The 25,955-nt window shown below is 35.9% G+C and carries 24 protein-coding genes and 1 riboswitch; of the genes, 13 read left to right on the top strand and 11 right to left on the bottom strand.

All coding sequences use genetic code 11. From position 1 onward, the window contains the following. The first annotated feature begins 66 nt into the window (after window positions 1-66). A complete protein-coding gene (locus P2Q73_RS11540; RefSeq protein WP_275787165.1) occupies window positions 67-1,230 on the top strand; it encodes a pyridoxal phosphate-dependent aminotransferase in 1,164 nt (387 codons plus the stop codon). 394 nt (window positions 1,231-1,624) lie between these two features. On the opposite strand, the gene P2Q73_RS11545 is transcribed toward P2Q73_RS11540, so the two are convergent. Next, entirely contained in the window at window positions 1,625-2,125 is a 501-nt protein-coding gene (locus P2Q73_RS11545) for a PPC domain-containing DNA-binding protein (protein ID WP_275787168.1), read from the bottom strand. A 150-nt stretch (window positions 2,126-2,275) separates the two neighbouring features. Next, window positions 2,276-2,386, top strand: a riboswitch (SAM riboswitch). Window positions 2,387-2,479: 93 nt separating this feature from the next. Between P2Q73_RS11545 and P2Q73_RS11550 the strand changes: the two genes are divergently transcribed. The 6 genes from P2Q73_RS11550 to P2Q73_RS11575 are packed head-to-tail and all read left to right on the top strand — an operon-like array spanning window position 2,480 to window position 8,221. After that, window positions 2,480-3,307, top strand: coding sequence for a MetQ/NlpA family ABC transporter substrate-binding protein (locus P2Q73_RS11550; protein WP_056829628.1), 828 nt, complete (start codon window positions 2,480-2,482; stop codon window positions 3,305-3,307). 59 nt (window positions 3,308-3,366) lie between these two features. After that, window positions 3,367-4,386 (top strand): methionine ABC transporter ATP-binding protein, encoded by a 1,020-nt coding sequence (locus P2Q73_RS11555; protein ID WP_275787172.1) that lies wholly within the window; start codon window positions 3,367-3,369, stop codon window positions 4,384-4,386. Then, a complete protein-coding gene (locus tag P2Q73_RS11560) occupies window positions 4,383-5,054 on the top strand; it encodes a methionine ABC transporter permease (RefSeq protein WP_275787175.1) in 672 nt (223 codons plus the stop codon). Before P2Q73_RS11555 ends, P2Q73_RS11560 begins: the two co-directional genes overlap by 4 nt. A 14-nt stretch (window positions 5,055-5,068) precedes the next feature. Continuing rightward, a complete protein-coding gene (locus P2Q73_RS11565; protein WP_056829623.1) occupies window positions 5,069-5,845 on the top strand; it encodes an enoyl-CoA hydratase/isomerase family protein in 777 nt (258 codons plus the stop codon). An 11-nt stretch (window positions 5,846-5,856) separates the two neighbouring features. Continuing rightward, window positions 5,857-6,999 (top strand): alpha-hydroxy-acid oxidizing protein, encoded by a 1,143-nt coding sequence (locus tag P2Q73_RS11570; protein ID WP_275787179.1) that lies wholly within the window; start codon window positions 5,857-5,859, stop codon window positions 6,997-6,999. Window positions 7,000-7,027: 28 nt separating this feature from the next. After that, window positions 7,028-8,221, top strand: a complete 1,194-nt coding sequence (locus P2Q73_RS11575) for a CaiB/BaiF CoA transferase family protein (protein ID WP_275787182.1) — start codon at window positions 7,028-7,030, stop codon at window positions 8,219-8,221. Between the two features lie 28 nt (window positions 8,222-8,249). On the opposite strand, the gene P2Q73_RS11580 is transcribed toward P2Q73_RS11575, so the two are convergent. Next, window positions 8,250-9,143, bottom strand: a complete 894-nt coding sequence (locus P2Q73_RS11580) for a manganese catalase family protein (protein WP_275787184.1) — start codon at window positions 9,141-9,143, stop codon at window positions 8,250-8,252. 16 nt (window positions 9,144-9,159) lie between these two features. After that, entirely contained in the window at window positions 9,160-9,396 is a 237-nt protein-coding gene (locus tag P2Q73_RS11585) for a DUF2642 domain-containing protein (RefSeq protein WP_275787481.1), read from the bottom strand. 101 nt (window positions 9,397-9,497) lie between these two features. On the opposite strand from P2Q73_RS11585, the gene P2Q73_RS11590 reads away from it, so the two are divergent. From P2Q73_RS11590 to P2Q73_RS11605, 4 genes are all read left to right on the top strand, one after another. Beyond that, entirely contained in the window at window positions 9,498-10,064 is a 567-nt protein-coding gene (locus tag P2Q73_RS11590; RefSeq protein ID WP_056829615.1) for an SLOG family protein, read from the top strand. Then, window positions 10,061-10,651: a branched-chain amino acid aminotransferase gene (locus tag P2Q73_RS11595; protein ID WP_275787189.1), complete on the top strand. Its 591-nt coding sequence runs from the start codon at window positions 10,061-10,063 to the stop codon at window positions 10,649-10,651. Before P2Q73_RS11590 ends, P2Q73_RS11595 begins: the two co-directional genes overlap by 4 nt. A 199-nt stretch (window positions 10,652-10,850) precedes the next feature. Beyond that, window positions 10,851-11,495: a spore coat protein gene (locus tag P2Q73_RS11600; protein WP_275787192.1), complete on the top strand. Its 645-nt coding sequence runs from the start codon at window positions 10,851-10,853 to the stop codon at window positions 11,493-11,495. 112 nt (window positions 11,496-11,607) lie between these two features. Beyond that, window positions 11,608-12,267, top strand: coding sequence for an HAD family hydrolase (locus P2Q73_RS11605; RefSeq protein ID WP_056829609.1), 660 nt, complete (start codon window positions 11,608-11,610; stop codon window positions 12,265-12,267). Window positions 12,268-12,498: 231 nt separating this feature from the next. Here P2Q73_RS11605 and P2Q73_RS11610 read toward each other — a convergent pair whose 3' ends face one another. After that, the gene (locus P2Q73_RS11610) at window positions 12,499-13,314 is read right to left on the bottom strand and encodes a hypothetical protein (protein WP_275787195.1); all 816 of its coding nucleotides are present in this window, start codon (window positions 13,312-13,314) and stop codon (window positions 12,499-12,501) included. Between the two features lie 272 nt (window positions 13,315-13,586). On the opposite strand from P2Q73_RS11610, the gene cdaS reads away from it, so the two are divergent. Continuing rightward, window positions 13,587-14,216, top strand: coding sequence for a sporulation-specific diadenylate cyclase CdaS (cdaS, locus tag P2Q73_RS11615; RefSeq protein WP_056829606.1), 630 nt, complete (start codon window positions 13,587-13,589; stop codon window positions 14,214-14,216). Between the two features lie 54 nt (window positions 14,217-14,270). Here the strand turns inward: cdaS and hisF are convergent, their stop codons facing one another. The 4 genes from hisF to gltB form a co-directional block, all read right to left on the bottom strand. Beyond that, the gene (gene hisF, locus P2Q73_RS11620; RefSeq protein WP_275787199.1) at window positions 14,271-15,044 is read right to left on the bottom strand and encodes an imidazole glycerol phosphate synthase subunit HisF; all 774 of its coding nucleotides are present in this window, start codon (window positions 15,042-15,044) and stop codon (window positions 14,271-14,273) included. A gap of 13 nt (window positions 15,045-15,057) precedes the next feature. Then, window positions 15,058-15,657, bottom strand: coding sequence for an imidazole glycerol phosphate synthase subunit HisH (hisH, locus tag P2Q73_RS11625; protein WP_056829601.1), 600 nt, complete (start codon window positions 15,655-15,657; stop codon window positions 15,058-15,060). A 96-nt stretch (window positions 15,658-15,753) separates the two neighbouring features. After that, entirely contained in the window at window positions 15,754-17,235 is a 1,482-nt protein-coding gene (gene gltD / locus P2Q73_RS11630; protein ID WP_275787204.1) for a glutamate synthase small subunit, read from the bottom strand. Between the two features lie 18 nt (window positions 17,236-17,253). Continuing rightward, a complete protein-coding gene (gene gltB, locus P2Q73_RS11635) occupies window positions 17,254-21,786 on the bottom strand; it encodes a glutamate synthase large subunit (RefSeq protein ID WP_275787207.1) in 4,533 nt (1,510 codons plus the stop codon). A gap of 124 nt (window positions 21,787-21,910) precedes the next feature. Between gltB and gltC the strand changes: the two genes are divergently transcribed. Further along, window positions 21,911-22,813 (top strand): glutamate biosynthesis transcriptional regulator GltC, encoded by a 903-nt coding sequence (gene gltC, locus P2Q73_RS11640; RefSeq protein WP_056829594.1) that lies wholly within the window; start codon window positions 21,911-21,913, stop codon window positions 22,811-22,813. Window positions 22,814-22,918: 105 nt separating this feature from the next. On the opposite strand, the gene P2Q73_RS11645 is transcribed toward gltC, so the two are convergent. From P2Q73_RS11645 to P2Q73_RS11655, 3 genes are all read right to left on the bottom strand, one after another. Further along, window positions 22,919-23,692: a putative hydro-lyase gene (locus P2Q73_RS11645; RefSeq protein ID WP_481747156.1), complete on the bottom strand. Its 774-nt coding sequence runs from the start codon at window positions 23,690-23,692 to the stop codon at window positions 22,919-22,921. A gap of 35 nt (window positions 23,693-23,727) precedes the next feature. Then, complete coding sequence (locus P2Q73_RS11650) at window positions 23,728-24,870, bottom strand: NRAMP family divalent metal transporter (RefSeq protein WP_375218745.1); 1,143 nt, start codon at window positions 24,868-24,870, stop codon at window positions 23,728-23,730. A gap of 90 nt (window positions 24,871-24,960) precedes the next feature. Beyond that, window positions 24,961-25,722 carry a LamB/YcsF family protein gene (locus P2Q73_RS11655; RefSeq protein ID WP_275787217.1) on the bottom strand — a complete coding sequence of 254 codons (762 nt, stop codon included), beginning with the start codon at window positions 25,720-25,722 and terminating at the stop codon, window positions 24,961-24,963. Window positions 25,723-25,955: the final 233 nt, after the last annotated feature.

A 25,955-nucleotide genomic window follows, 5' to 3' on the forward strand; every position in this document is an offset into this window, starting at 1 on the left:
ATAATACTAAAAAGATTATAAGATTTGTCTAATCTATGCAACTATTTAGAAAAAGAGGTATCACACATGGAATTTTCAAATCTACTAAAAAATTTACCTACTCAATTTTTTGCAACACTTGTTCAAAAAGTAGCATTAGCTGTGTCAGAAGGAAGAGATGTCATAAACTTAGGCCAGGGCAATCCAGATCAACCTACTCCTGAACATATAGTTAGAGCATTGCAAGATGCAGCAACAAATCCTTTATCACACAAATACTCCCCTTTTCGAGGAATAAATGAGTTAAAACAAGCAGCTGCAGACTTTTATAAACGCGAGTACAATGTAGAAATAGATCCATATACCGAAGTTGCAATAATGTTCGGAACGAAGATTGGTCTAGTTGAATTACCATTAGCAATGATGAACGAAAATGAACTAATGCTCTTACCAGATCCAGGTTATCCAGATTACTTATCAGGTGTGGGGCTAGCAAGTGTTCGATTTGAAACAATGCCTTTACTAGAAGAAAACAACTTTCTTCCTGATTACAGTAAATTAACAGAAATACAAAAAGAAGATGCGAAGTTAATGTACTTAAATTATCCAAACAATCCTACTGGGGCAACTGCAACAAAGGATTTTTTTGAAGAGACTGTTGCACTTGCAAAAGAAGCAGATATAGCGATTGTTCACGACTTTGCCTATGGAGGAATTGGTTTTGACGGTCAAAAACCAATCAGCTTTTTACAGGTTAAAGGTGCAAAAGATGTAGGTATAGAGATGTATACCCTTTCCAAAACTTATAATATGGCGGGTTGGAGGGTTGGCTTCGCAGTTGGAAACCCAAAAATAATTGAAGCGATCAATATTATTCAAGATCATTTATTTGTTAGTCTGTTCCCCGCAATCCAAACTGCTGCCGCTGCTGCACTCAATGAGAGCCAGGAATGTGTCGATGAACTTGTTTCTTTGTATGAAGGTAGAAGAAATGCATTAGTAAATGCTTGCTCAAGAATAGGATGGAATGTCAAAGCACCAAAAGGCTCCTTTTTTGCATGGTTACCAGTTGCAAAAGGTTACACAAGTCAAGAATTTGCAGACTTACTTTTAGAAAAAGCCGATGTAGCTGTAGCTCCTGGAAATGGTTTCGGATCCTTTGGTGAAGGCTATGTCCGTGTTGGCTTATTAGTGGATGAAATTCGATTGGTAGAAGCTATAAATCGTATTGAAAAACTAAATCTATTTTAATAAAATATCGATTTACTTTTGTAAATTGCTCAGATTGTAGAATAAAGGCAGTTTGCTAACTGAACGTTCATTATTTTTGATTTTTTGCGGTCATTTTCTATTACCTCAATATTATTCTTCCTAAGTATATAGAAAATAATAGGGTAGCAATTTATTAGTTTGGAGTAGCGTCCACTCGACTCCTGCGGGAAAGCGAGACAGACGAGACCCCGCACGTAGCGAGAGCTGCGGAGGAGGCTCGGCGCTCGCCCGCGGAAAGCGAGGGGTAAGCTTCGGAAAACCTTATTTATCCTTTATAAAATAATTCGAGTTTGTCATAACGAACTAGAGTTAGCAAACTTCTTTTTGTCTACAACCTACCCGACCGATTTACTTTTGTAAATCGGGTTTTTTATTACAGTTTATTTGTTGAAGTTTTATTAGAATCCACTGGGTAAAATTGGTTTGCTCCTGTTTCCTCATCAAACTTACGATGAAACTCCATTCCAGTAACTTCAGCTAAAACTACATCAACCGTAATAACAGGGTTTTCTCCTTTGATAAAATGACCTCCAAAAATGTTGCCATGTTGGTCACACATGGATCCGTGAAAATGAGTTTCGTATTCCCCTTCCCTTTTACATACAACACCTGTCCCCTGTAAAAATTCTATTGGTCCCTCTTTTACTATAAGGTCGTTATATCCAACACCAATTTTAGAGTTTTTATTCGGAACAAGATAAACAAAACCACTTCGTTGAAAACTTCCAAAACAGCTTATAATTGTTGCATATTCAATACAATTTACTTTACATAATTGCTCAATTCCTTCTAGTAAATCTGTACCATAAACTAGTCTTGCACCAACAGTTTTACCTAACTGACCAGTGGCATAATTTGCTCTTGTTAAAGACATAAAATTCATCATCCCTGCATATTTATTTATTGATAATAACTTTAAACTAATCCGACTGAAAATTTCAACTAGAAAAAATTTGTTGACTTTAATAAGTTGATATAGTAAATTAACTTTTATGGAATAGCTGAAAAATTAAATAGCTTTTATCTCTTATCAAGAGTAGCTGAGGGACTGGCCCGTTGAAGCTCGGCAACCATCTACATTTTTTATGTAGAAAGGTGCTAAATCCTGCAAAACATTTGTTTTGACAGATAAGAGAGGACAATCATATTTTTGTGTGCCTCTCTTTCTGTGAAAGAGAGGCTTTTTATATTTATTCAACAGTACTAATAAATTATAGGAGGAAAAGAAATGAAAAAATTTGGTTTACTTTTATCAACAGTACTTTTATCTGGAGCACTTGCAGCATGTGGGGATAGCTCTAGTGAAGGAGAAAAAACGGAAGCGTTAAATGAGAAAAAATTAGTAGTAGGAGTTACAGCAGGTCCCCATGAACAAATTGTTGAAGTTGCAAAAGAAGTAGCTGCAAAAGACGGTCTGGAAATTGAATTAAAAGTTTTCTCTGATTACATACTTCCAAACACTGCACTATCTGAAGAAGACTTAGATGCAAACAGTTATCAGCATGAGCCCTTCTTAAATACTTTTAATGAAGACCATGGAACAGATTTAGTACCTGTTGGGAAAACAATTCTAAATCCTATGGGAGTCTACTCAGACAAATTTGACTCAATAGATGATCTTCCAGACGGAGCAACTTTTGGTTTACCTAACGATCCAACTAACGGTGCTCGTGCACTATACATTTTAGAAGAACATGGACTAATCAAAATAAAAGAGGATAAAAGAGAAACTGCTTCCATCTATGATCTAGAAGAAAATCCAAAAAATTTAAAATTCATTGAGCTAGAAGCAGCACAAATTCCTAAACAGTTAAGCGAAGTTGATGCAGCAGCAATCAACACTAACTTTGCTTTAGATGCGGGTATTAATCCAAAAGAAGATTCTATTTTACTAGAGTCATCTAATTCACCTTATGTAAACTACATTGTTGTACGCGCTGAGAATAAAGACGACCCAACGATTCAAAAGTTTGTAAAAGCATATCAATCAGAAGAAGTTAAAAAATTCATCGAAGAAGAATTTCAAGGTTCTGTATTACCTAGCTGGGAAGAGTAGATAATATTCGAAAACGTTACCGACCTTGGTAACGTTTTCTTTAGAAAGGAAGACAAACAATGATTGTATTAGAAAATATATCGAAAGAATTTAACAGCAAGAATGGCATTGTAAAAGCAGTGAAAAATGTCAATATTCATGTAAAAAAAGGCGAAATTCATGGAGTAATAGGATACAGCGGTGCCGGAAAGAGTACACTCATTCGTTGCGTAAACCTGCTTGAAAAACCTACTCAAGGCAAAGTTATCATTAACGGCAAGGAAGCTACCTCCCTTCCCCTTCCTAAACTAAGAAAAGTCCGAAATAAAATCGGAATGATTTTCCAAGGATTCAACTTATTAAAAACAGCTACTGTTTACGATAATATAGCCATCCCTCTAAAACTTCTTGGGTATGATCCAACAGAAGTAAAAACGAGAGTAAACAAATACTTAGAAATTGTAGGGCTGACAGATAAACATCATAACTATCCAAATCAATTATCAGGTGGTCAAAAGCAAAGGGTCGCAATTGCACGTGCTCTTGCACAAGAACCGGAAGTGTTATTAAGTGACGAAGCAACTAGTGCGCTTGATCCTGAAACAACCGATTCTATCTTAGAACTATTATTAAAAATTAATAGAGAACTTGGAATAACAATTTTACTGATCACGCATGAAATGAATGTGATTCAAAAGATTTGTGATTATGTATATGTAATGGAAAATGGAGAAGTGGTTGAGCAGAACACTGCTATTAATCTATTCACTAAACCAAGTCATCCAACTACTAAAAAGTTTTTAAGTACAATTAGTCAGCGAAATCTCTCTGCTACTTTGATCACTCAGTTAAATGTTACAGGAGCTGTTACACGTTTAACATTTGTTGGAGAAAGTACAGGTAAGCCTCTACTCGCAGAAGTTAGCCAAAAATTCAATGTTCAGCCAAATATTTTAACTGCTAATATTATTGAATTAAAAAATGGGATCGTTGGAAACATTGTCGTTCATTTAATTGGTGTGAAGGACCAAGTAACTGCTGCACTAAAATTTCTAGAAGACCACGGAGTTGGTACTGAAGATTTGGAGGGACAATCATGAGCAGATATGAACAGTTTACAGAGCAATGGTTACCGATTATCGGAAAGTCAGTGATTGAAACCTTCCAAATGGTTGGAATTTCACTGTTTTTCTCTGTCCTAATCGGAATTCCTTTAGGAATTTTAATCGTATTAACTAGACCAGGTCAGGCATTACAAAATAAAGTTTTATATCAAATTAGTAATTTATTTATTAACATAGTACGTTCAGTTCCTTTTATCATTTTACTCTTTTTTATACTTCCTTTTACGAAAATAATTGTTGGTACGACAATCGGTGTTAAAGGAGTTATAGTTCCATTAGTTATCTATACTGCTCCCTATATCGCACGTTTAATGGAGTCTGCCTTACTTGAAGTAGAGAATGGTGTAATCGAGGCCTATACAGCGATGGGGATAAAAACTAAATCGATAATTTGGCATGTACTTTTAAGAGAAGCACGCCCTTCTATCATTTTAGGATTAACTATTTCAACAGTTAGTTTAATTGGCGCAACTGCCATGGCTGGAATGGTCGGAGCTGGTGGACTTGGAGATTTAGCCTACCGTTTTGGACATTTACGTTACGAAGTTGATGTAATGTACGCTACTGTCTTTATTTTAATTATCCTCGTACAAAGTATTCAATCCATCGGCAATAGATTAGCAGCAAGATTGAAGAAAGATTAATCGGAGGTTTTCATATGACTAACTATTTGTATGTTGAACGTAACGGATCAATCGCTACTCTCATTATTAATCGGGCAGAGAAGAAAAACTCTTTTTCACTCGCTATGTTTAAACAGCTAGGTATTATTTTGGATGAGCTCGAAAGTGATTCTAAAATAAAAATATTAATTTTAAAAGGTGTGGACGAATCAGCCTTCTCTTCTGGAGCTGACATATCAGAATTCCTTGAAAATCGTTTTTCCGCACAAAAAGCAAAAGATTATAATGATGCAACTTTGGAGTCTATTGAGAAATTGTATCGTTTTCCAAAACCAACAATAGCTCTTATTAAAACATTGGCAATTGGTGGTGGGTTAGAGCTAGCTAATTCTTGTGATTTTAGATTTGCTACCTCAGGAAGTAAACTTGGTATTACCGCTTCAAATATCGGAATTATTTATAACTTAACAAGTACTAAGCGTTTAGTGAATTTAATCGGTCCTTCAAAAGCAAAAGAATTACTTTATACTGCTTCGTTAATCTCTGCTGAAGAAGGAAAAGAATTAGGTTTAATCGATTATGTATTTCCTATGGAAGAGATTGAAGAGAAATGTCTTGAGTTTGCCGAAAAAATTACACGTAAATCTTCTGTAGCAAATAATGGCATCAAGCAAGTAATCCAATCGATTATAGACGGTGAAAATGCAGAAACGAAAGAAATTGAACAACTAATTTTAGATTCATTCAGTTCAGATGATTATAAAGAAGGAATTCAAGCATTTTTAGAGAAAAGAAAACCTAATTTTTCTTAAGAGGTGAGCTCATGTCAACTATAAAAAATAATGATTTGTTACTAGATAATATTGGTTCTAATGAAAAATACCCTATTAATTTTAGTGAATTAGAACAAGCTGCACAGGAAAAATTAGATGCAGGTCCATTTGGTTACATCCGGTCATCTGCTGGCGGTGAAGAAACATATCGTAAAAATAGCAATTCATTTGAAAAGTATTCTATTGTACCAAGATTTCTTACTGATGTTTCTACTTTAAATACAGAAGTAACTATCCTTGGACATACATATCCTCATCCCCTTTTCATAGCTCCTGTAGGAGTAAATAAAATCGCACATGAGGATGGAGAAATTGCTGTTGCTAAAGCAGCGGCAAAATTTAATTATCCATATATACAAAGTACCGTATCTAGTTATTCCATCGAAGAAATTGCAGATGCAACTAAAGGCAGTTCGAAATGGTTCCAATTATATTGGTCTCAAAACAAAGAAATTTCATTTAGCATGGTTAGAAGAGCAGAAGCTGCCGGGTATGAAGCAATTGTGTTAACGGTAGATACAGTTATGCTTGGCTGGCGTGAAGAAGATGTTCGAAATCAGTTCTCCCCACTTAAACGTGGTTTTGGTCAAGGAAATTATACTTCTGACCCTATTTTTATGGCTGCCCTTTCAGATCATTCGGTGGATGCCATTATTGATAGTATGATAGAGAACATCTATCATCCTACTTTAAATTGGAACAATATCGAAGAATTAAGAGAGTATACTTCATTGCCGATTTTGCTAAAAGGTATTCTCCATCCAGAAGACGCAAAGCTAGCAATTGAAAAAGGGATAGATGGAATAATTGTTTCAAATCATGGTGGTCGTCAGTTAGATGGGGTTATCGCAAGTATCGATGCCCTTCCAGAAATAGTAGAAGTCGTAAAAGGGCAAATCCCTGTGCTATTTGATAGTGGCGTAAGACGAGGTTCAGATGCTGTAAAAGCTCTAGCACTAGGTGCAACTGCAGTTTGCATCGGACGTCCTTTTGTTTGGGGGCTTGCTAGTGGTGGGCAAGCTGGTGTGGAAAGGGTTCTTGAAAATTTCCTTCAAGAAACAAATGTGTCTATTTCTTTGAGTGGAGCACGTAATTTAGAGGAGCTTCGCAAATTAAAAATTGTTAGAAGCTAATGGCAGATTTAAAGGTGGGAAGTTGGAAATGGAACAAGCTTTAAAAGGAATGAAAGTAATTGATTTATCACAAGTTCTTGCTGGTCCCTATTGCACAATGGTGCTAGGAGATATGGGTGCTGATGTTATTAAAGTGGAAAAGTTTCCTAAGGGCGATGATACCCGAACAATGGGTCCATATATTAACGAAGAAAGTTATATGTATATGATGGTAAACAGAAATAAACGTGGGATATGTCTTAATTTGAAGACAGAAGAAGGCTTGAAAATATTATATAAACTTATAAAAGATGCAGATGTCTTCATCGAGAATTATCGTCCAGGTGTTACGAAGAAACTTGGTATTGATTATGATTCGTTAAAATCAATTAATCCTGCTATTATTTATTGTTCTATATCTGGTTATGGCCAAACTGGACCTTACAAGAATAAAGGTGGCTTTGATATTATGGCTCAAGGTCTCTCCGGTTTGATCGATATGACAGGAGAACGCACTGGAAAGCCTGTGAAGGTAGGTATTGCAATCCATGATATCGCTGCAGCTCAAACAGCAGTTCAATCTATTTTAGCTTCATATATTCATCGATTGAAATCAGGAAATGGTCAGTATATTGACGTTTCGTTAGTAGATTCCGGACTTGCTTGGACTGTTTGGGAAGCTGCTGCATACTTTGGAAAAGGCGAGGTGCCAAGAAGGAATGGTACTGCACACCGAGTTTCTGCACCCTATCAAGGTTACAAAACGAAAGATGGATTTATTTTAATCGGTGCAGCTAATCAAAAGCTTTGGGAAAAATTTTGCTTATTAGTAGTAAATAAACCAGAGTGGATATCGGATGAACGATTTTTAACAAATAGTATACGTTCACTTCATGTCGATGAATTAGAAGTTGAAATTGAAAATATTTTAAAAGAACACGACTCATCCTATTGGCTGAATCTGTTAGATGAGCACGGGATTCCTTCAGGACCAATTTATTCATATGACCAAACTCTTTCAGATGAACACATACTTTCTAGAGAAATGATTTTAGATTATGAACACCCTGTAGCTGGTCCGATGAAGACACTTGGATTCCCTGCAAAATTCTCAGAAACACCTGGACAATTCAAGAGCCCTGCTCCCCTATTAGGACAACATAATAGTGAAGTGTTGAATGAGCTAGGATTTTCAGTAGAAGAAATTAGTGACCTTTTAAGTAAACAAATAATTAATAAATAGGACCGAGTTCACAATCGGTCCTTTCTTTTTACATATTAGACATTAATCTTTTAGCAATTGCTGCATATTCATCAGGTCCTATGCCAGGTGCGAATTCTTCAGGTTTTGACTCTAAATCAGGAATATCATATCCTTTTGGACTACCTTCTTTTACAAAGAGCTGATCCCCACTTACTGGATTAGTCCCTTTCCAAATATATTTTATATCTTTATAGTCGCCTACATTATTCCATGTGAATAATACGTTTCCATATCCACGTTCCTCATACTTTCTTGCTTGATCAAAAACGCGATTATCTAAACTTGGAATAGGAAGCATCTTTGTCACATCTGTTCCTGTTGCCATTTCTATCGCTTTTGCATACGCAAGAATATGTGTACCTCCACGAACAAGTAAATAGCCAATTAATTCTCTAGCAGCAGGGTGGTCTGTCATCTCATATACACGCATTTTATGTGTACGAGCGCCACATTCTAAGAAAAAGTTATGAAGCAAGTCTAGTACCAAGTTTCCACATGAAAACACATAGTCTCCTCTCCATGGATTCCCCATTGAATCTCCAGCTAAAGAAGTCTGTGCATTTGCAATGAAGGAATAGGTGTTCCGTTTATCTGTAGCATTTTGAAGCGGAGTTATATCTGGGTCTCCGGCAAAAGAAGTTCCTTTATGCAAAAGATTAATTGTATTGGAGACAAGCTCTACATGACCAAATTCCTCTGCTGTGATACTGGCAACCAAATCATAAAAAGGCTTTAATTTTGATTTCCCTCTGAAGTTAAAGGATTGGTACATATAATTATTTAATGTGGACATTTCACCAAATTTTCCACCTAACAGCTCTTGGACAGCCGAAGCTGCATTTGCATCACCATATTCTACGTTGGGAAGTTCTATTAGGAGCTTGTTTACACGATTAAACATTTAGTCTCTCCTTCCCTCATAGCGCTTGTGTAACCCAAACAATTTGCTGGTTTCGTATAAAAAAAGGAGTGCCGCTAACATCTAATACAATGTGATCCGGAGTTAAAATTGTTAATATTCCTTGAAGTGTACTTCTAGTAGTTTGAACTGCAATATGTTGTCCATTCAATCTCATAAGTTGTTGGTAAAGATAAGATTCAACATTACTGACAAACTCAACATTTGGCTGTGAATTTGGATTAACTTTAACTATCCTTTCTAAACAATCACACTAGTGTATGAGATGAATATTTATATGGTGACAATTAAGTGGTATGATAAAATGTAGATGTAAAACAAAGTAGGTCGAAAAGAATGACAAAACGTTTAGTTATAACTGGTTATAAAGCACATGAATTAGGTATTTTTAATGATTCACATGCAGGAATACCTATTATAAAAAGAGCTATATACAATCAATTGCTTTTACTAATGGATGAGGGTCTTGAATGGATAATATTAAGTGGTCAACAAGGGGTTGAAACTTGGGCTGCCGAATTATTACTCGAGATGAAAGTCGATTTTCCACATTTAAAATTAGCTATAATAACCCCTTTTCTGGAGCAAGAAAAAAATTGGAATGAGCAAAAACAAGAAAAGTATAGAAATTTGCTTTTTCAAGCGGATTATCATACAAGTATTACTAAAAGACCTTACGAGGCTCCATGGCAATTCATCGAAAAAAATAAATTTCTACTTAGAAATTCGGATGGAATTCTTATTGTGTACGACGAAGAAAACGAAGGTTCACCCAGATATTTTAAAAAACTTGCACAACAATTTGCTGAAAAAGAAAACTACTCTTTATTCATTATTGATGCATATGACCTTCAAGTGATAGCAGAAGAAATCGCAGAGGAAGAAAGGAATAATTATTTATGATAACCGAAAAATTGTCCAAAAAAATCAACGAAGCAAATGGCGTGGAAATTAATTTATTGATAGAAGAAAAAGATTATGCTGAAAGACATCAATTGCTTTCTGCCGAACAAAAAGTAGTAATAACTGAAAAAAATGAACAGTTTTCTGAAGCTATAATTGAACGATTCGTTAAAGAAACAGACGAAACGGTTTCTAAAGGTACTAAGGAATTTTTTCAATCTCCACTTTCCCATGTCAAAGAAAACCAAACTGAATATGTATATGTAGAATCTAAAAGCTTTGATATTATTAATGTAGATGCTATTGCATTAGAATTCGACGAAGTATTCGAAGTATACACAGCAATGTTTGGATTAGCATTACAAAAGAAATTTGGTGGGTCTATACGAGATTACTTAAATCAACATTTTGATTCCGAAAAGATGAACTATAGCTTAATGTTTTCTGGTGAAGATGGATTATGGGAAGTAAACTTACCACTAAATTATATGGCAGGATTTAACGAAGACACTACAATTGAACAAACTTATCAATTTTTGTATTCCTTTATCTTCTCATTAGTAGAAGCAGTAGAAAATAATAAATAATACTTTACAATCATGAATTCAACTATTCATGATTGTTTTATTTTTTCCGTTTGTTTCTGGTGCCTGGCACTTGTAATGGATTTGTAACATAGATTTTCTTGAATGTTTTAATTTCCCCTGTTTTATGCATATGAACGAATAATGTGGTCAAACTAATGAGGATGGTTTCATCACATTTTCTACAAGGAGGAATTATTGAATGACTCAAAACCCATTTGGTCAAGCTCAAGGTCAAGCTCAAGGTCAAACTCATCAAAATATGCAAACCGGAAATATCTCTCAACAAATGAATCATGGTGGTCATGAAGTATTTGATGTTCATGAAGTTTTATCAACTGTTTTATCTGGTTTAAACTTGAAAACAATTTTACGTCCACATGTAAAAGACCAAGAATTGTTGAACATCTTGGATCGTCAATATGCATTTGCACTTGATGAATATAATATTACGGTTGAATGCTTTAAAACTGGACAAGACCCTTCACATCCAACAACAAGCTATAAAATGCAACAAGGCAATGACTTTGTATATGGAACGAAGCCTTCTCAACCGAAAAAGCCTATGCAAAATGCAAATGAAATTAATGACGAAATGATTTCTGGTTATTTACTGGGAGCTGCAAAAGCTGCTGCAACAATTAAAACTGGTGCTGCTTTAGAAACTACAAACCCAGTAGTGCGTCGAGTTCTTGCAGATTCAATTCCAAACTGCATCGAAATGGCTTATGAGCTTTCTATTTATCAAAACAAGCATCACTACTACCAAGTACCACAACTTGATCAACAAAGCATGCAAGCAATGTTAAACGCATATGCTCCTGTACAAGGAAAAATGATGAGTTGATTCCCTTTCTCGTCCCTTCTGTGGGGACGAGTTTTTAAATACATTGTTTCTATTCCGAAATAACGTATAATTTACCTTAAGTATATTATTACAAATGAAAAGGGTGAATTATATGCGTGTCGCAATTTTTGACTTTGACGGAACATTATATGCCGAAGAAACATTTAAATTGTTAATGAATCATTTAAAAGAACACCCCATTTATAAAACAAATTATAAACGCTTTTATAGATCAATCGTCCCTCCTTATATTGCGAATAAACTTAAACTTTATCCTACTTCAAAAATGAAAGCACGTTCCATGCAATTGTATTTAGAAGCTTTCAGCGGAATATCTACTGCTGAAATGGATGCTTATTTTGAAGAATTAAAAGATAAAATGCAAAAAGATTTTAATCAAGATGTGGTAGAAAGATTAGAAAAGCATCAATCGGAAGATGTACATATATTACTTGTCTCGGGAGCATATACACAGTTTTTACAACGCGTTACTGCAGGGATGACCTTTAACCAAATTATAGGTACAGACATACATTACAAAGAGGACAAAATAGACATCCATTCCCCCATTACGCACGTAAATGGACCTCGCAAAACAGAAAATATCTTGAAAATTTTAAAGGATAAACAAATAGATTGGGAAAATAGTTTCGCATACGGGGACAGCTACTCAGACTTACCGGTGTTAGAGCTCGTAGGAAACCCCGTTGCGGTAAAACCAGAAGAAAAGCTGAGAAATATAGCAAAAGAACGAGGCTGGGAAATATTATAGAAAGTTAACAAAAAAAGAACTATCTTTCGTTCCACTTTAGGCATTTGGTATAAAAAACTATGGAGAATCCCACTTTTTATCGTATATTTAGCGGAGAAAAATTCCGATTGCCTCAGATAATTACATTAAATGGCGACCAACTCAATTATAGAGAAGGTCGCCTATTAAAATGCAATTTACTTTTTTCTACTTTCTTCTCCAAAAATAATGAAAAATGCATTAAATTAGTGATTAGTTAAACTTAGTTAATTCTTGTTCAATGGCATTAATACAATCTTTACACCACGACTTTATAATGTCACTATTATCAATCGTACCAAATGGCATCTCATTTTCTATAAATTGGGGTTGAGACTTAATATTTCCACCATTTAAAGTAATCATTAGGTTGAAAATGTCATTTAAAAAATAGTGTAGATATGCCATATATACTACTAAGAAGTATCTAAAGTAGTAAACGTTCTTTTCATATTTTAAATATTCCAGGTCATTAATGATATTATCAAAATTTAAATCAAAAATTTGAAAGATTATTTCGGTATCATGCTTAAATACCATGCAATTACTCCCCCCATGAACTAAACCATTTCTATAGTTTGCTATATCTTTAAACCACAAACTACTTTTGAGTAAAGGATAATCTTCTAATTGGTGCTCTTCTATTTTTTTATTGAGAATCTCAAATATCTCCCATAAATTTTTTCTAGGCTTAGGTGGGATCTCGAAATACAATTTAATGGATGCGATAATGTGGTCAATCACTGTTCGATATTTAACAAAAAACAATTCAATATCTAATGATGTATATCGAAAATCTGTTTGATTAATTTTACCTTCTTGCATTCTTCCAACTAAAATATAGATTTTAGCTAATTCTTGTCTAACGGCTTTTAAATGGTCATCTATAATTTCATTATTATTAATAGCAATAAACTTGTACATAGCTTCATGTATTACTTGGATTTCTCCGTTTCCCTTTTCAAATAATTCTTCCAGATATTGAACTAAAGTCAAATCATCTTTTAACTGCACCATTTCTTTTTCCATGTATTATACTCCCCAATAAAAGACTAGTCTTTATAAAATTCATTATAAATTATTGCATTTAAATCGACTGTACCCTTAGAGTTTACCCAATCTATCATAACTTAGTACTTCTTCCCCTTTATTGAGATTATATAGACATTGTGACTAGCAAGCATATGGATAGATTTGTTATACGGGATATTAAAGAATGAACTTATTCTTTTAGGGTAAACTATTTACCATACAATCTAATTATCAAAACAATCATCATTTGTTGAAATGAGGTTTAATAAATGAAACAATCCAATTGTGACTTTTCACCTCTAAAAGAACAATTAAAAATAGAGTTGGAAACTATCTCGGTTGAAATCAATAAAGGTTTAACTACATTAGATAATGACAACTTTTGCCTTTTAGGAGGGCTCGCTACTATTAAAGGACAATTTGAAAAGGCAGAAGCAGTTGCCGCTTCTTTTTATTTAAATTGTTATTTATCTCCATTCACTGATATGTATTTAGATATTTCTAGTGCTATTCAACATCTATCACACCAAAGACATGGTGCATTAATTGTAATTGAGCGTAATGATATACTTAATCCATTTTTAAGACCAGGTACTCCCATCGGCGCAAAACTAACACACTCCTTATTAGAATCTATTTTTTACCCTGGTAATCCACTTCATGATGGGGCGGTCTTAGTAAGAAGCAATCAAATACATTCTGCATCAAATGTTCTTCCTTTGTCGAGTATATTTGTAGGAGACAAGAAACTAGGTACACGTCATCGTGCGGCAATTGGTTTATCTGAAAAAAGTGATGCACTCGTAATAGTTGTTTCGGAAGAGACAGGAAGAGTATCTTTTGCAATTGACGGGGAGCTACATCCTGTCGTGACAAATAGCTCGTTAATAGTTAATTAGTCTATTGGATAAAATTAAAGGAATCGCTAATTTCTATGGCGATTCCTTTTGTATTTATAAACGAACATTAATATTATTGTTTTGTAAATAGGCCTTAATTTCAGAAATTGTATAATCACCATAATGAATCATTGAAGCAACAAGTGCAGCATCTGCTTGGCCAGCTGAAAATACCTCTTCAATATGTTCCAACTTTCCAGCACCGCCAGACGCAATTATTGGTACATTTGTCTTTTCTGAGAGTAATTTAATTAGCTCTACATCATAGCCATTTTTCATCCCATCTTTGTGGATGCTTGTACAAATAATCTCTCCAGCACCCAGTTCTGTCGCTTGCTGAGCCCATTCGACAACATCCATCCCTGTTTTTTCATGACCAGAGTGTGTATAAACTTCCCAACGGATTATTTCTTCTTGATCATTATATATTGGCATCGCATCTAGCCCTAATACTACACATTGTTTTCCATATATATCTGCTGCTTCCCTTAAAAGCTCAGGTCTTTGTACTGCTGCAGAGTTCACTCCAACTTTATCTGCTCCTGCTCGAAGCAAGTTTTTGAAGTCATCAACTGTTCGGACACCGCCGATTACTGAAAATGGAATGTACACCTGTTCTGCTACTTTACGAATCCATTCAATTTTTAAGTCTTGGTTTTTTAGTGAAGCCGTCGTGTCCAAATAAATTAATTCATCTGCACCATCTTCCGTATACTTCTTCCCAAGTTCTGCAGGATCACCGATAATAGTAGGATTTCTAAATTGTACATACTTAACTGCTTTGTCATTTAATACATCGATTGCAGGAACTATTCTTTTTCTTAGCATATATATGAACTCCTCACTTACAGTAGTTATCTAATAATTGGATCCCGAATTTCCCACTTTTTTCAGGGTGGAACTGAACACCCATTACTTGCTCATTTCCTATTACACTTGCAAAATCTATCCCATATTTAGTTGTTCCTAGTACATCCTTTTCTTCTAATGGATTTGCAAAGAAAGAATGTACAAAATAAAAATCAGTATTATCTGGGATGTTGTTGAATAAGAAATGTTGCTGAACATCTTTCACTTGATTCCAACCCATATGTGGAATCTTTTCGGCATCCACTTTAAATTCCGGTACTGTCCCTTTTAAGAGACCTAAACAAGGAACGTCCCCTTCCTCACTTGATTCTAAAAGTAGTTGCATACCAAGACAAATTCCTAACAATGGAGTTCCTTTTGCGACTTCACTCTTTAAATAATCACTTAAACCCGATTCATTTAATATTTCCATAGCAACTTTTGCATTACCCACTCCAGGTAATATCAACTTTGTAATCGATTCATCATGATCGGATGGTTTCGTAATTAGCTTTGTATCATATTCTAAACGAGCAATTGCTTTCATCACACTATGTAAATTTCCTGCTCCGTAATCAATAATGCCAATCATTCTCATGCCTCCACTTTTAGTATGCTATTATTATGCCATCTATCTATTAAAATTAAAACAAAAACTTTAGTACACTAGCAGACTAAAACCAGTCATTTATAAAATGACTGGTTTTTTACTTACATATTCATTTACTTTTTTCGCTACTTCTCGCCCTTCTTTAATTGCCCAGACGATTAAACTTTGCCCTTTTCTAGCATCACCTGCAGTGAAAACTCCCTCAATATTAGTGGAGTAATCCTTCGTAGAAGCAGCAATTTTTTTATTTACAATATTTACTCCAAATTGTTCCGCTAATGAAGTTTCAGGTCCTTCAAATCCAATAGCAACAAATACGTATTGTGCTGGCCAGACTTTTTCTGTTCCAGGTAGCTCTTTAAAATAGAAAAATCCATCTTCTCCTAATACTTTTTCCATTTGTATAGTGTGAAGTTCTTTTAAATTTCCGTTTCTATCAGCTACCATTTTTGTAGTCTGTATTAAATATTCACGTGGATCTTTCCCATATTTTGCAGCTGCTTCTTCATATGCGTATTCTAATTTATATATATTCGGATCAGTTGGCCATTGATTATCTTCAGCTCTTGATACTGGCAACTGAGGATGCTTACCAAACTGAACGATACTTCGGCATTTTTGTCGTATCGCAGTAGCCACACAATCTGCTCCAGTATCTCCACCACCAATAACAATAACGTCTTTACCTTTTGTATTAATAAACTGACCATCTGTAAAATTGGAATCTAGTAAGCTTTTTGTTGTAGTTGTTAAATAATCCATCGCATAATAAACACCTTGGCAAGTGCTACCTTCCATATGAAGCTCTCTATGCTTATGAGCTCCAATACATAAAATAACTGCGTCGAAGTTTGCTTTTAATTGTTCCGCAGAAATATCCTTCCCAACCTCTGTATTCAAAACAAAATCGATTCCCTCTTGTTGTAGCAAATGAATTCGGCGTTGCACTATCTCTTTTTCCAGTTTCATATTCGGAATACCATACATTAATAGTCCGCCTGCTCTGTCTGACCTCTCAAAAACAGTAACAGAATGACCTGCTTGATTTAACTCATCAGCACTTGCAAGCCCAGCTGGACCTGAGCCAATTACTGCAATCTTTTTTCCAGTACGTTTAGTCGGAATTCTCGGTGTAATCCATCCGTTTTCGAATGCCTTGTCTATAATGGTACGCTCGATATTTTTAATCGACACTGCTGGATCTGAAATAGCAAGTGTACATGATCCCTCGCATGGGGCTGGACATACTCTACCTGTGAACTCCGGAAAATTATTTGTCATTTGTAATCTCACTAGAGCTTCTTTCCATTTTCCTTTATAAACTAAATCATTCCACTCAGGAATTAGATTATATATCGGACAGCCTGCTGTCGCTCCTCTTATTTCAATTCCCATGTGACAGAAAGGGGTTCCACAATCCATGCATCTAGCCCCCTGTCTTTGAAGGGATTCATCCGTTAATTTTGTTGAGTATTCGCTCCAATTTTTTACCCGTTTGAGAGGGGCCACCTCTTTACCTTTTTCACGTTCGTACTCCATAAATCCTGTAGGTTTACCCATAAGTTACTCCCCTCTCCACTACTTTTTCAATAGTTCTAGTTCTTTCTTATCTTTGTTATTTGAAGTAGATAAAAATGCTTTCATCGCTGCTGCATCATCCGTTAAACCTTCCAATTTAAATGCTTGGATTTTTTCTAGCATTATTTTGTAATCATTTGGCACTACTTTTACAAATCGATCAGACATTTCTTCCCATCTGTCTAAAATGTTCATCGCTTTCGAACTCTTTGTGTAATAGTAGTGATCCATAATCAATTGGCGTAAAGAATGCAACTCATCTGAAGAACTTATTTTCTCAAAGTCAATCATTTCCATATTACATTGTTCTTTCAACCCGTTCACATCATCAACAAGTACATACGCAATACCACCGGACATTCCTGCCCCAAAGTTTTTTCCTACATCCCCTAAAATGACTGCACGACCACCAGTCATGTATTCACATCCATGATCCCCTATACCTTCTACTACAACATCTACCCCACTATTTCGAACTGCAAAGCGCTCCCCAGCACGTCCATTGATAAATGCAGTTCCACTAGTTGCTCCATATAATGCAACATTACCTGCTATAACATTTCCTTCTGCAGCTCCTTTAAGTGGTGCCGTGACAATTAGTTTTCCTCCAGATAATCCTTTCCCAAAGTAATCATTAACATCACCTGTTACGTACATGGACATCCCCTTCGGAACAAACGCACCAAAGCTTTGGCCAGCTGCCCCAGTAAAGCGTAAAATAATGGAATCGTTAGCTAATCCTCTTTCTCCATGCTGCTTAGATATTTCGCTTCCGATTATAGTTCCTACTACTCGATCTGTATTCGAAATAGGATATTGTAAATCAATTTTTGTTTGATTCGTAATTGCCTTCCCAACTTTAGGAAGTAGTTCACGTAAATCAAACGAAGCATCAATCTTATGATTTTGTGGAGTTGAGTATGTTCTATTTCCTTGAACCTGGAATAACAAGTTAGCAAAATCTAGCTGTTTTGCTTTCCAATGTTCTTTGGCACGTTTACTCACTTCTAATACATCCGTACGTCCAACCATTTCTTCCACTGTTCTAAATCCTAGATTTGCCATATATTCGCGCATTTCTTCAGCAACAAAACGCATGTAATTTACTACATAATCTGCACTTCCTGTAAACTTATCACGTAGCTCTGGATTTTGAGTGGCAATACCAACCGGACATGTGTCTAAATGACAAGCACGCATCATAACACACCCTAAAACAATTAAAGGAGCGGTCGCAAATCCAAATTCTTCTGCACCTAATAAAGCAGCCATTACTACATCTTTTCCTGTCATGAGCTTACCGTCCGTCTCTAACCTCACTCGATCACGTAAGCCGTTTAACATGAGTGTTTGATGTGCTTCTGCTAGTCCTAGCTCCCACGGAAGGCCAGTATGTTTTATACTCGTTTTAGGTGATGCTCCTGTCCCTCCATCGTAACCGCTGATCACAATGACATCTGCTGCACCCTTTGCTACTCCTGCTGCAATTGTCCCTACTCCAGCTTTCGCTACTAGTTTGACGCTTATACGAGCTGTACGATTAGCATTTTTCAAATCATGTATTAATTGAGCCATATCCTCAATGGAATAAATATCGTGATGTGGTGGGGGGGATATTAAACCAACACCAGTCGTAGAGCCACGAACATCCGCTACCCAAGGGTAAACTTTATTACCTGGTAATTGTCCGCCTTCCCCTGGTTTTGCTCCTTGTGCCATTTTAATTTGTAGTTCGTCTGCCTGAACAAGATAATGACTCTTCACTCCAAATCTTCCGGATGCAATTTGTTTGATAGCGCTTCTTCGGTTATCCCCATTTGCATCAAGTTCATAACGACTAGGATGTTCACCACCCTCTCCACTATTACTTTTTCCACCTAATCGATTCATTGCTATCGCAAGAGTTTCATGAGCTTCTTGGCTTAAAGAACCAAACGACATAGCGCCAGTTTTAAATCGTTTTACGATGGAGTCTACGGATTCAACTTCATCAAGTCGTACTCGCTTGTTTTTTTGTTTAAATGTAAATGAATTACGTAAAAAGCCTATTCGTTCTTCATTTGCCATTTCCGCATATTGTCTGTATAAACCATAGTCTCCTTTACGTGTAGCCCATTGAAGCGTATGAATTGTTTTAGGATTAAAAGCATGGTGCTCTCCTGTACTTCTCCACTGGAAATCACTTCCTGATTCTAGGGAAACTTGTGTAGAGTCAATCGCTTGATTATGACGTCTTTTTGCTTCTTCGGCGATTGTCCCCAAATCAATTCCACCCAATTGAGAAACTGTACCAGTAAAGTGACGTTCTATAACATCTTTGCTAATGCCAACAGCTTCGAAAATTTGCGCTCCACGGTAACTTTGCACTGTAGAGATACCCATTTTTGACATTACCTTTACTACACCCTCTGCAATTCCTTTACTATATTTAGAAATCGCTTCCTTATAACTACTATCTATATGACCATTCTGAATTGCTTCACCAATGGTTGCAAAAGCTAAATAAGGATTAATGGCATCTACACCGTATCCTATAAGCGCTGCAAAATGATGTACTTCACGCGCTTCCCCTGATTCAACTATGATACTCACTTTTGTTCTATTTCCTGTACGAACTAAGTGCTGATGAAGACTACTAGCTGCAAGTAATACAGGGATAGTGACTTGTTCTTTATTGATCATTCGGTCAGATAAAATTAAAATGGTTTTATCTTGTTCCATAAAACGGTCCGCCATTTTAGAAATATTCTCTAAGTCAAAGTCTAAATCTTCTGTCATTTCTAAACCGATTAAACCATATTGGAAATTAGGATCTTTCATTTCTAGTAAATTTTTTAATTGATTGTTCGTTAAAACTGGATTATCTAAAAATATTCTTTTAGCATTTAAGGCATTTGGTTGTAGCAAATCACCTTCAGCACCAAGCAATGTCATCGTCGAAGTAACTATATGCTCACGAATAGAATCAATGGGAGGATTCGTAACTTGTGCAAAGTGCTGCTTAAAATAGTTGAACAATGATTGTGGACGTTCTGATAAAACTGCAAGTGGTGTATCGTTCCCCATCGAACCAATCGGATCTTTGCCATCTAAGGAAATTGGAACAATATACTTTTGAATATCTTCATACGTATAGCCAAATGCTTTTTGTTGAAATAAAAGATTATTTAATTGCTCAGGCTTCTCATGAACGGTTGTCAGAGTAAGTTTGTTCTCATCTAACCACTGCTTATACGGAAATGCTATTGCCATTTCCTGCTTAATTTCTTCATCAGAAATAATGCGTCCTTGTTCTAAATCGATCAGCAACATTCTTCCAGGACTCAGTCGCTCTTTATATAAGATATTACCCTCATCAACATCTACAACTCCAACTTCTGAAGAGAAAATGATGTAGTCATCCTTCGTTACGTAATAACGAGCTGGTCGTAATCCATTTCGATCTAAAATTGCTCCTATTTGCTTCCCATTTGTAAATGAAATTGCGGTTGGACCATCCCAAGGCTCCATTAAAGAACTGTGGTAAGCATAAAATGCTTTTTTCTCTTCACTAATGTGAGGATTTTCTGTCCATGGTTCCGGTATGAGCATCATAGCAGTATGAGCAGGCGTTCTTCCTGCTAGTACGAAAAATTCAAATGCATTGTCAAGCATTGATGAATCACTACCGTTTGTATCAATGATCGGCAATACTTTTTCCAAATCTTTCCCAAACGCGTCAGAAACAAATTGTTTCTCCCTAGCTTTCATCCAGTTTACATTACCGCGTAAAGTATTTATTTCACCGTTATGGACAATGTAGCGATTAGGATGCGCTCTTTCCCAACTTGGGAACGTATTTGTACTATATCGTGAATGCACAAGTGAAAAAGCCGATGTGAATAATTCATCTTGCAAATCAATATAAAATAAATCTACTTCATCAGGAGTTAATAACCCTTTGTATACGATAGTTTGGCTTGATAAGCTTGCACAATAAAATTTCTTTGATTGTTGTTGTGCCCAATGCTCTACTTGTTTTCTTATTACAAACAATTTTCGTTCAAAAGCAAGAGAATCCATTTCGTTCAACGATTTTATAAAGACTTGACGAACTACTGGTACTGTCTCTTTTGCTGTTTTACTTAACGCATTGGCGTTAATCGGAACTGTTCTCCATCCAATTAGTTGCTGTCCTTCTAATTGGATTGTCTCGTTAAATTTTTTTTCGATTTCTTCACGTTCTTTGTCATCATCTGTAAAGAATAACATTCCAACCCCATAACCGCCTTTGGCTGGTAAATCCCATTCATTACACACTACTCGAAAGTACACATCTGGTATTTGAACCATTAAGCCTGCGCCATCTCCCGTTTGACCATCACTTCCTCTTCCAGCACGATGATCGAGGCGACATAGCATCTCTAATCCTTTTTTAACTATGTCATGCGTAGCTAAACCTTTTATATGTGCATATAAACCAATCCCACAAGCGTCGTGCTCAAATTCAGGTTGATATAGCCCTTGTGCTTTTGGTAGCTTATGAAAAGTCATATTAAATCCCTCCAATTTACCTTACAAGTTACTTATGAATATTGTAGGTTTTCAAAATAATATAAACAATATATAATTTGGATATAAATCATCTACTTTTTAGATTGATTAGAGGAGTGAGAATATGGAACTACGTCAATTGAGGTATTTTATAGAAGTTGCAGAACGTGAACATATTTCGGAAGCAGCCATTAATTTGCATGTCGCTCAATCAGCTGTAAGTAGACAAATTGCAAATTTGGAGGAGGAACTTGGGGTAGAATTGTTCGAACGCGTGGGGAGGAATGTTAAGTTAACACCTATCGGGAAAATATTTATGCAACATAGTATATTCGCATTGCAAGCAATTGACCATGCTAAAAAACAAATTGATGAATACTTAAATCCTGAAAAAGGAGTTATTAAAATTGGCTTTCCAACCAGTTTAGCTGGCCACTTATTGCCAACAGTTATTTCTGCTTTTAAAAAAGAACATCCAAATGTAGCCTTCCATCTACGCCAAGGATCTTATAACTATTTGATTGATGCTGTAAAAAATAGAGAATTGAATCTTGCGTTTTTAGGTCCTCTCCCCCCAAAGGACGAATTGATAAATAGCACCATTTTATTTACGGAAGATTTTTCAGTACTCTTACCAAGCCATCATCCTTTTGCCAATAAAAATAGGATTCCTTTAATTGATTTACGAAATGAAAATTTTGTTTTATTCCCTGAAGGCTATGTATTAAACAAACTTGTCGTTGAAGCATGTAATTCTGTCGGATTCACACCCAAAGTTACGTCGGAGGGTGAGGATATGGACGCTATTAAAGGTCTAGTTGCAGCAGGTATAGGAGTAAGTCTACTACCCGATAGTACGTTTACCGACTCCACTCCGAGATTTACCACAAAAATCCCAATAGACTCACCTGCCATCCGAAGAACGGTCGGTATCCTAAGCCCAGCTTCAAGAGAGTTGTCTCCTTCAGAAAAAGTATTTCACCATTTCGTTATCCGTTTTTTCTCCTTACTAGGACAATACCAATAATTATTACAAAAGTATTACAGGTGCCAGGCACCAAAATAAAAACAAACATGAAAACGTGTATTTCACGATTTTCATGTTTGTTTTTAAATGGCATTCATTTGTTTGTTATAATACGCTTAATTTTTCGTCTTTCAAATCACTGATGAACATGCAGCCCGGAGCATGGGTAATAATGATGGAAGGTTTACTCTTCATCGCAACCGCTTGTGGTGTAACACCGCAAGCCCAAAACACAGGGATCTCACCTTCTTTGATTGTAACAGCATCGCCAAAGTCAGGTTTATGGATGTCATTGATACCAATAATGCTCGGATCCCCAATATGTATCGGAGCTCCGTGCACTCCTGGAAAGCGCGAAGTAATTTGTATCGCTCGAATGGCATCTGATTGTGACATTGGACGCATACTTACTACAGTTGGACCTTCGAAGACACCTGCTTTTGCACACTCAATATTTGTTTTGTACATCGGTACATTGCAGTTTTCCTCAATATGTCGAATTGGTATGCCTGCTTCAATCAACGGCGTTTCGAAGGTAAAGCTACAACCAATTAAAAAAGCTACCATATCATCTTCCCAGTAATCCTTAATATCAGTCACTTCTTCTGTAAAAACACCGTCTTTATAAATACGATATTTTGGAATATCCGTTCGAATATCCGCCCCATTTGCAATAGTACTCGGATTATATGAACCTACTTCCGTAACATCTACCAATGGACAAGACTTTGGATTTCTTTGGCAAAATAATAAAAAGTCAAAAGCATATTCTTTTTTCAAAATAGCTAAATTTGCTTGTGTATATCCTTTAGCCATACCAGCTGTCGGACCTGTAATTTGCGCAGAACTTATTAGCTTACGGATCTCATTTGGAGCCATTGTTCCATAATTAATCATTGGTCAACTACCCCTTCCTATTTAAAAAGCAATGGAATTTGTTCAATTAGCGTCATGATTCCTAACACACCCATGATAATAGTTACGATTGCCCCAGTAATTGTTAACCAAATAGGGTGCTTGTAATCTCCTACAATTTCTTTCTTGTATGCTCCAACTAATAACGTACCTAGTGCTATTGGTAAAATTAGTGCATTTAGAGCACCAACAAGAAGAAGAATATTAACTGGTCTTCCTACTAACGCAAAAACTATAGTTGATGTAAGAATAAAAACGATAATAATCCAGTTATGGTATTTCTCTATCAAAGGATGGAATGAACGAATAAATGATACGGATGTGTAAGCCGCACCAACAACAGATGTAATTGCAGCTGCCCACATAATTACACCAAACATACGATAACCAATTTCGCCAGCAGCAAGTTTAAAAACAGAAGCTGGTGGATTTGCAGGATCAATTTGTAATCCTTGTGACACAACCCCTAGTACTGCTAAAAATAATGCAACACGCATTATTCCCGTTACTACAATACCTGTTACAGAACCTTTCGTTACATCAGGTAATGACTCCACACCTTTTACTCCTGCATCTAAAAGTCTGTGACCTCCTGCAAAAGTTATATAACCACCAACTGTTCCACCTACTAGTGTTACAATGGCAAAAATACTAATTTCTGAAGGAGCAAACGTATGTACAATCGCTTCGCCAACTGGTGGTGAAGTAGAAAAAGCAACATAAACCATTAAAGCAATCATAACAAATCCAGCAATTTGAGCAACCTTATCCATTGCTTTTCCTGCTTCTTTCACAACAAATATAAAAATCGCAAATGCCGCACTAATAATTGCGCCAGTGATCGGATCCAAACCAAGCATCGCATTTAAACCAAGGCCTGCTCCAGCAACATTCCCAATATTAAATGCAAGTCCACCCATTACTATTAGAATCGCCAATAGCACCCCTAAACCCGGCAATACTTTATTGGCAATTTCTTGTCCACGAAGCCCTGAAACAGCAATAATTCTCCAAACATTTACTTGAGCAACAACATCTAGTAAAAGTGAAATCAAAATGACAAATCCAAAACTAGCTGCTAGTTGTTCAGTAAATACAGTTGTTTGTGTTAAAAATCCCGGTCCTATAGCTGAGGTCGCCATCAAAAAAGCCGCCCCTAGTAAGACACTTTTCCCTACTGTCTTTTTAGTACTGTCTTTTGGTATTAATTGTTCTCCCACATGTTCTCCCCCTTAATCAACGAAAGCTGAAACGCTTACATTATTATTTTTTAAAGTTTCTTTAATATTTCGGGCAAATGAAACAGCATGTTCTCCATCTCCATGAATACAAACTGTATCTGCTTTTATTTGTACTTCTGTATTTTGTTGTGAAATTACGATTCCTTCCGTCACCATTTTCACAACTTGGGCTATCGACTCGTTAGTATCTATTATTAGAGCATTACTCTGTTGACGCGAAGTTAATGAACCATCTGACTGATATGTACGATCCGCGAATACTTCATGAGCTATTCTTAAGCCCACTTTTTCTCCTGCCGCAGTTAATTCACTATTAGCTAACCCAAATAAGACAAGTGAAGGAGATACATCATATACCGCTTGAGCTATCGCTTTGGCCAATTCAAAATCTTTAGCAGCCATATTAAATAATGCACCATGCGGTTTTACATGTTGCATCTGCTCACCAAAAGTAGCTAAGAACCCATTAAGCGCACCAATTTGATAGACTACCATATCATATGCCTCTTGGGGAGTTATTTTCATCTCTCTTCTACCAAATCCATTTAGATCAGGCAAACCAGGATGTGCACCAATTTTAACGCCATTTTCAATAGCTAACTTGACAGTTTCCCGCATTACACTTGGATCTCCAGCATGAAATCCACATGCAATATTCGCTGATGTAACATATTTTAGTATTTCCTGTTGCTCTCCTAATTTGTATCGACCGAAACTTTCCCCTAAGTCGCAATTTATATCTACTCGAAACATTTTATCCCCCCTAAACTTCTATTAGCATCACAATACTCTAGTTCCGAATTATGAAACCGATGTTTCGAAACTTAAACTTAATATTAGCACAATCGTTTTTTTCTGAATAGATATTATTTTGCAATTGTTTATTTAATTATTTTTTAAACTATAGCTTGTATTTTGATTTTAGAGAATTATAATAATTGTTATATTTCATTTTTAAGAACTTCATTACCATATTTCGAAACTAA

It is taken from the genome of Bacillus sp. Cr_A10, from assembly GCF_029222665.1.
Taxonomy (GTDB): domain Bacteria; phylum Bacillota; class Bacilli; order Bacillales_A; family Planococcaceae; genus Psychrobacillus.

What these genes read in the sequence shown, in the direction of transcription:
- P2Q73_RS11540 (WP_275787165.1), top strand. Translation starts at nt 67, where the DNA reads ATGGAATTTTCAAATCTACTAAAAAATTTACCTACTCAATTTTTTGCA.
- gltB (WP_275787207.1), bottom strand. Translation starts at nt 21,786, where the DNA reads ATGACTTTTCATAAGCTACCAAAAGCACAAGGGCTATATCAACCTGAA.
- hisH (WP_056829601.1), bottom strand. Translation starts at nt 15,657, where the DNA reads ATGATTGGCATTATTGATTACGGAGCAGGAAATTTACATAGTGTGATG.
- hisF (WP_275787199.1), bottom strand. Translation starts at nt 15,044, where the DNA reads ATGCTAAGAAAAAGAATAGTTCCTGCAATCGATGTATTAAATGACAAA.
- P2Q73_RS11545 (WP_275787168.1), bottom strand. Translation starts at nt 2,125, where the DNA reads ATGTCTTTAACAAGAGCAAATTATGCCACTGGTCAGTTAGGTAAAACT.
- P2Q73_RS11550 (WP_056829628.1), top strand. Translation starts at nt 2,480, where the DNA reads ATGAAAAAATTTGGTTTACTTTTATCAACAGTACTTTTATCTGGAGCA.
- P2Q73_RS11580 (WP_275787184.1), bottom strand. Translation starts at nt 9,143, where the DNA reads ATGTTTAATCGTGTAAACAAGCTCCTAATAGAACTTCCCAACGTAGAA.
- P2Q73_RS11655 (WP_275787217.1), bottom strand. Translation starts at nt 25,722, where the DNA reads ATGTTTCGAGTAGATATAAATTGCGACTTAGGGGAAAGTTTCGGTCGA.
- gltD (WP_275787204.1), bottom strand. Translation starts at nt 17,235, where the DNA reads ATGGGTAAACCTACAGGATTTATGGAGTACGAACGTGAAAAAGGTAAA.
- P2Q73_RS11575 (WP_275787182.1), top strand. Translation starts at nt 7,028, where the DNA reads ATGGAACAAGCTTTAAAAGGAATGAAAGTAATTGATTTATCACAAGTT.
- cdaS (WP_056829606.1), top strand. Translation starts at nt 13,587, where the DNA reads ATGAAACAATCCAATTGTGACTTTTCACCTCTAAAAGAACAATTAAAA.
- P2Q73_RS11610 (WP_275787195.1), bottom strand. Translation starts at nt 13,314, where the DNA reads ATGGAAAAAGAAATGGTGCAGTTAAAAGATGATTTGACTTTAGTTCAA.
- P2Q73_RS11605 (WP_056829609.1), top strand. Translation starts at nt 11,608, where the DNA reads ATGCGTGTCGCAATTTTTGACTTTGACGGAACATTATATGCCGAAGAA.
- P2Q73_RS11565 (WP_056829623.1), top strand. Translation starts at nt 5,069, where the DNA reads ATGACTAACTATTTGTATGTTGAACGTAACGGATCAATCGCTACTCTC.
- P2Q73_RS11650 (WP_375218745.1), bottom strand. Translation starts at nt 24,870, where the DNA reads ATGGCGACCTCAGCTATAGGACCGGGATTTTTAACACAAACAACTGTA.
- P2Q73_RS11600 (WP_275787192.1), top strand. Translation starts at nt 10,851, where the DNA reads ATGACTCAAAACCCATTTGGTCAAGCTCAAGGTCAAGCTCAAGGTCAA.
- P2Q73_RS11560 (WP_275787175.1), top strand. Translation starts at nt 4,383, where the DNA reads ATGAGCAGATATGAACAGTTTACAGAGCAATGGTTACCGATTATCGGA.
- P2Q73_RS11570 (WP_275787179.1), top strand. Translation starts at nt 5,857, where the DNA reads ATGTCAACTATAAAAAATAATGATTTGTTACTAGATAATATTGGTTCT.
- P2Q73_RS11590 (WP_056829615.1), top strand. Translation starts at nt 9,498, where the DNA reads ATGACAAAACGTTTAGTTATAACTGGTTATAAAGCACATGAATTAGGT.
- P2Q73_RS11595 (WP_275787189.1), top strand. Translation starts at nt 10,061, where the DNA reads ATGATAACCGAAAAATTGTCCAAAAAAATCAACGAAGCAAATGGCGTG.
- P2Q73_RS11555 (WP_275787172.1), top strand. Translation starts at nt 3,367, where the DNA reads ATGATTGTATTAGAAAATATATCGAAAGAATTTAACAGCAAGAATGGC.
- P2Q73_RS11645 (WP_481747156.1), bottom strand. Translation starts at nt 23,692, where the DNA reads ATGGCTCCAAATGAGATCCGTAAGCTAATAAGTTCTGCGCAAATTACA.
- gltC (WP_056829594.1), top strand. Translation starts at nt 21,911, where the DNA reads ATGGAACTACGTCAATTGAGGTATTTTATAGAAGTTGCAGAACGTGAA.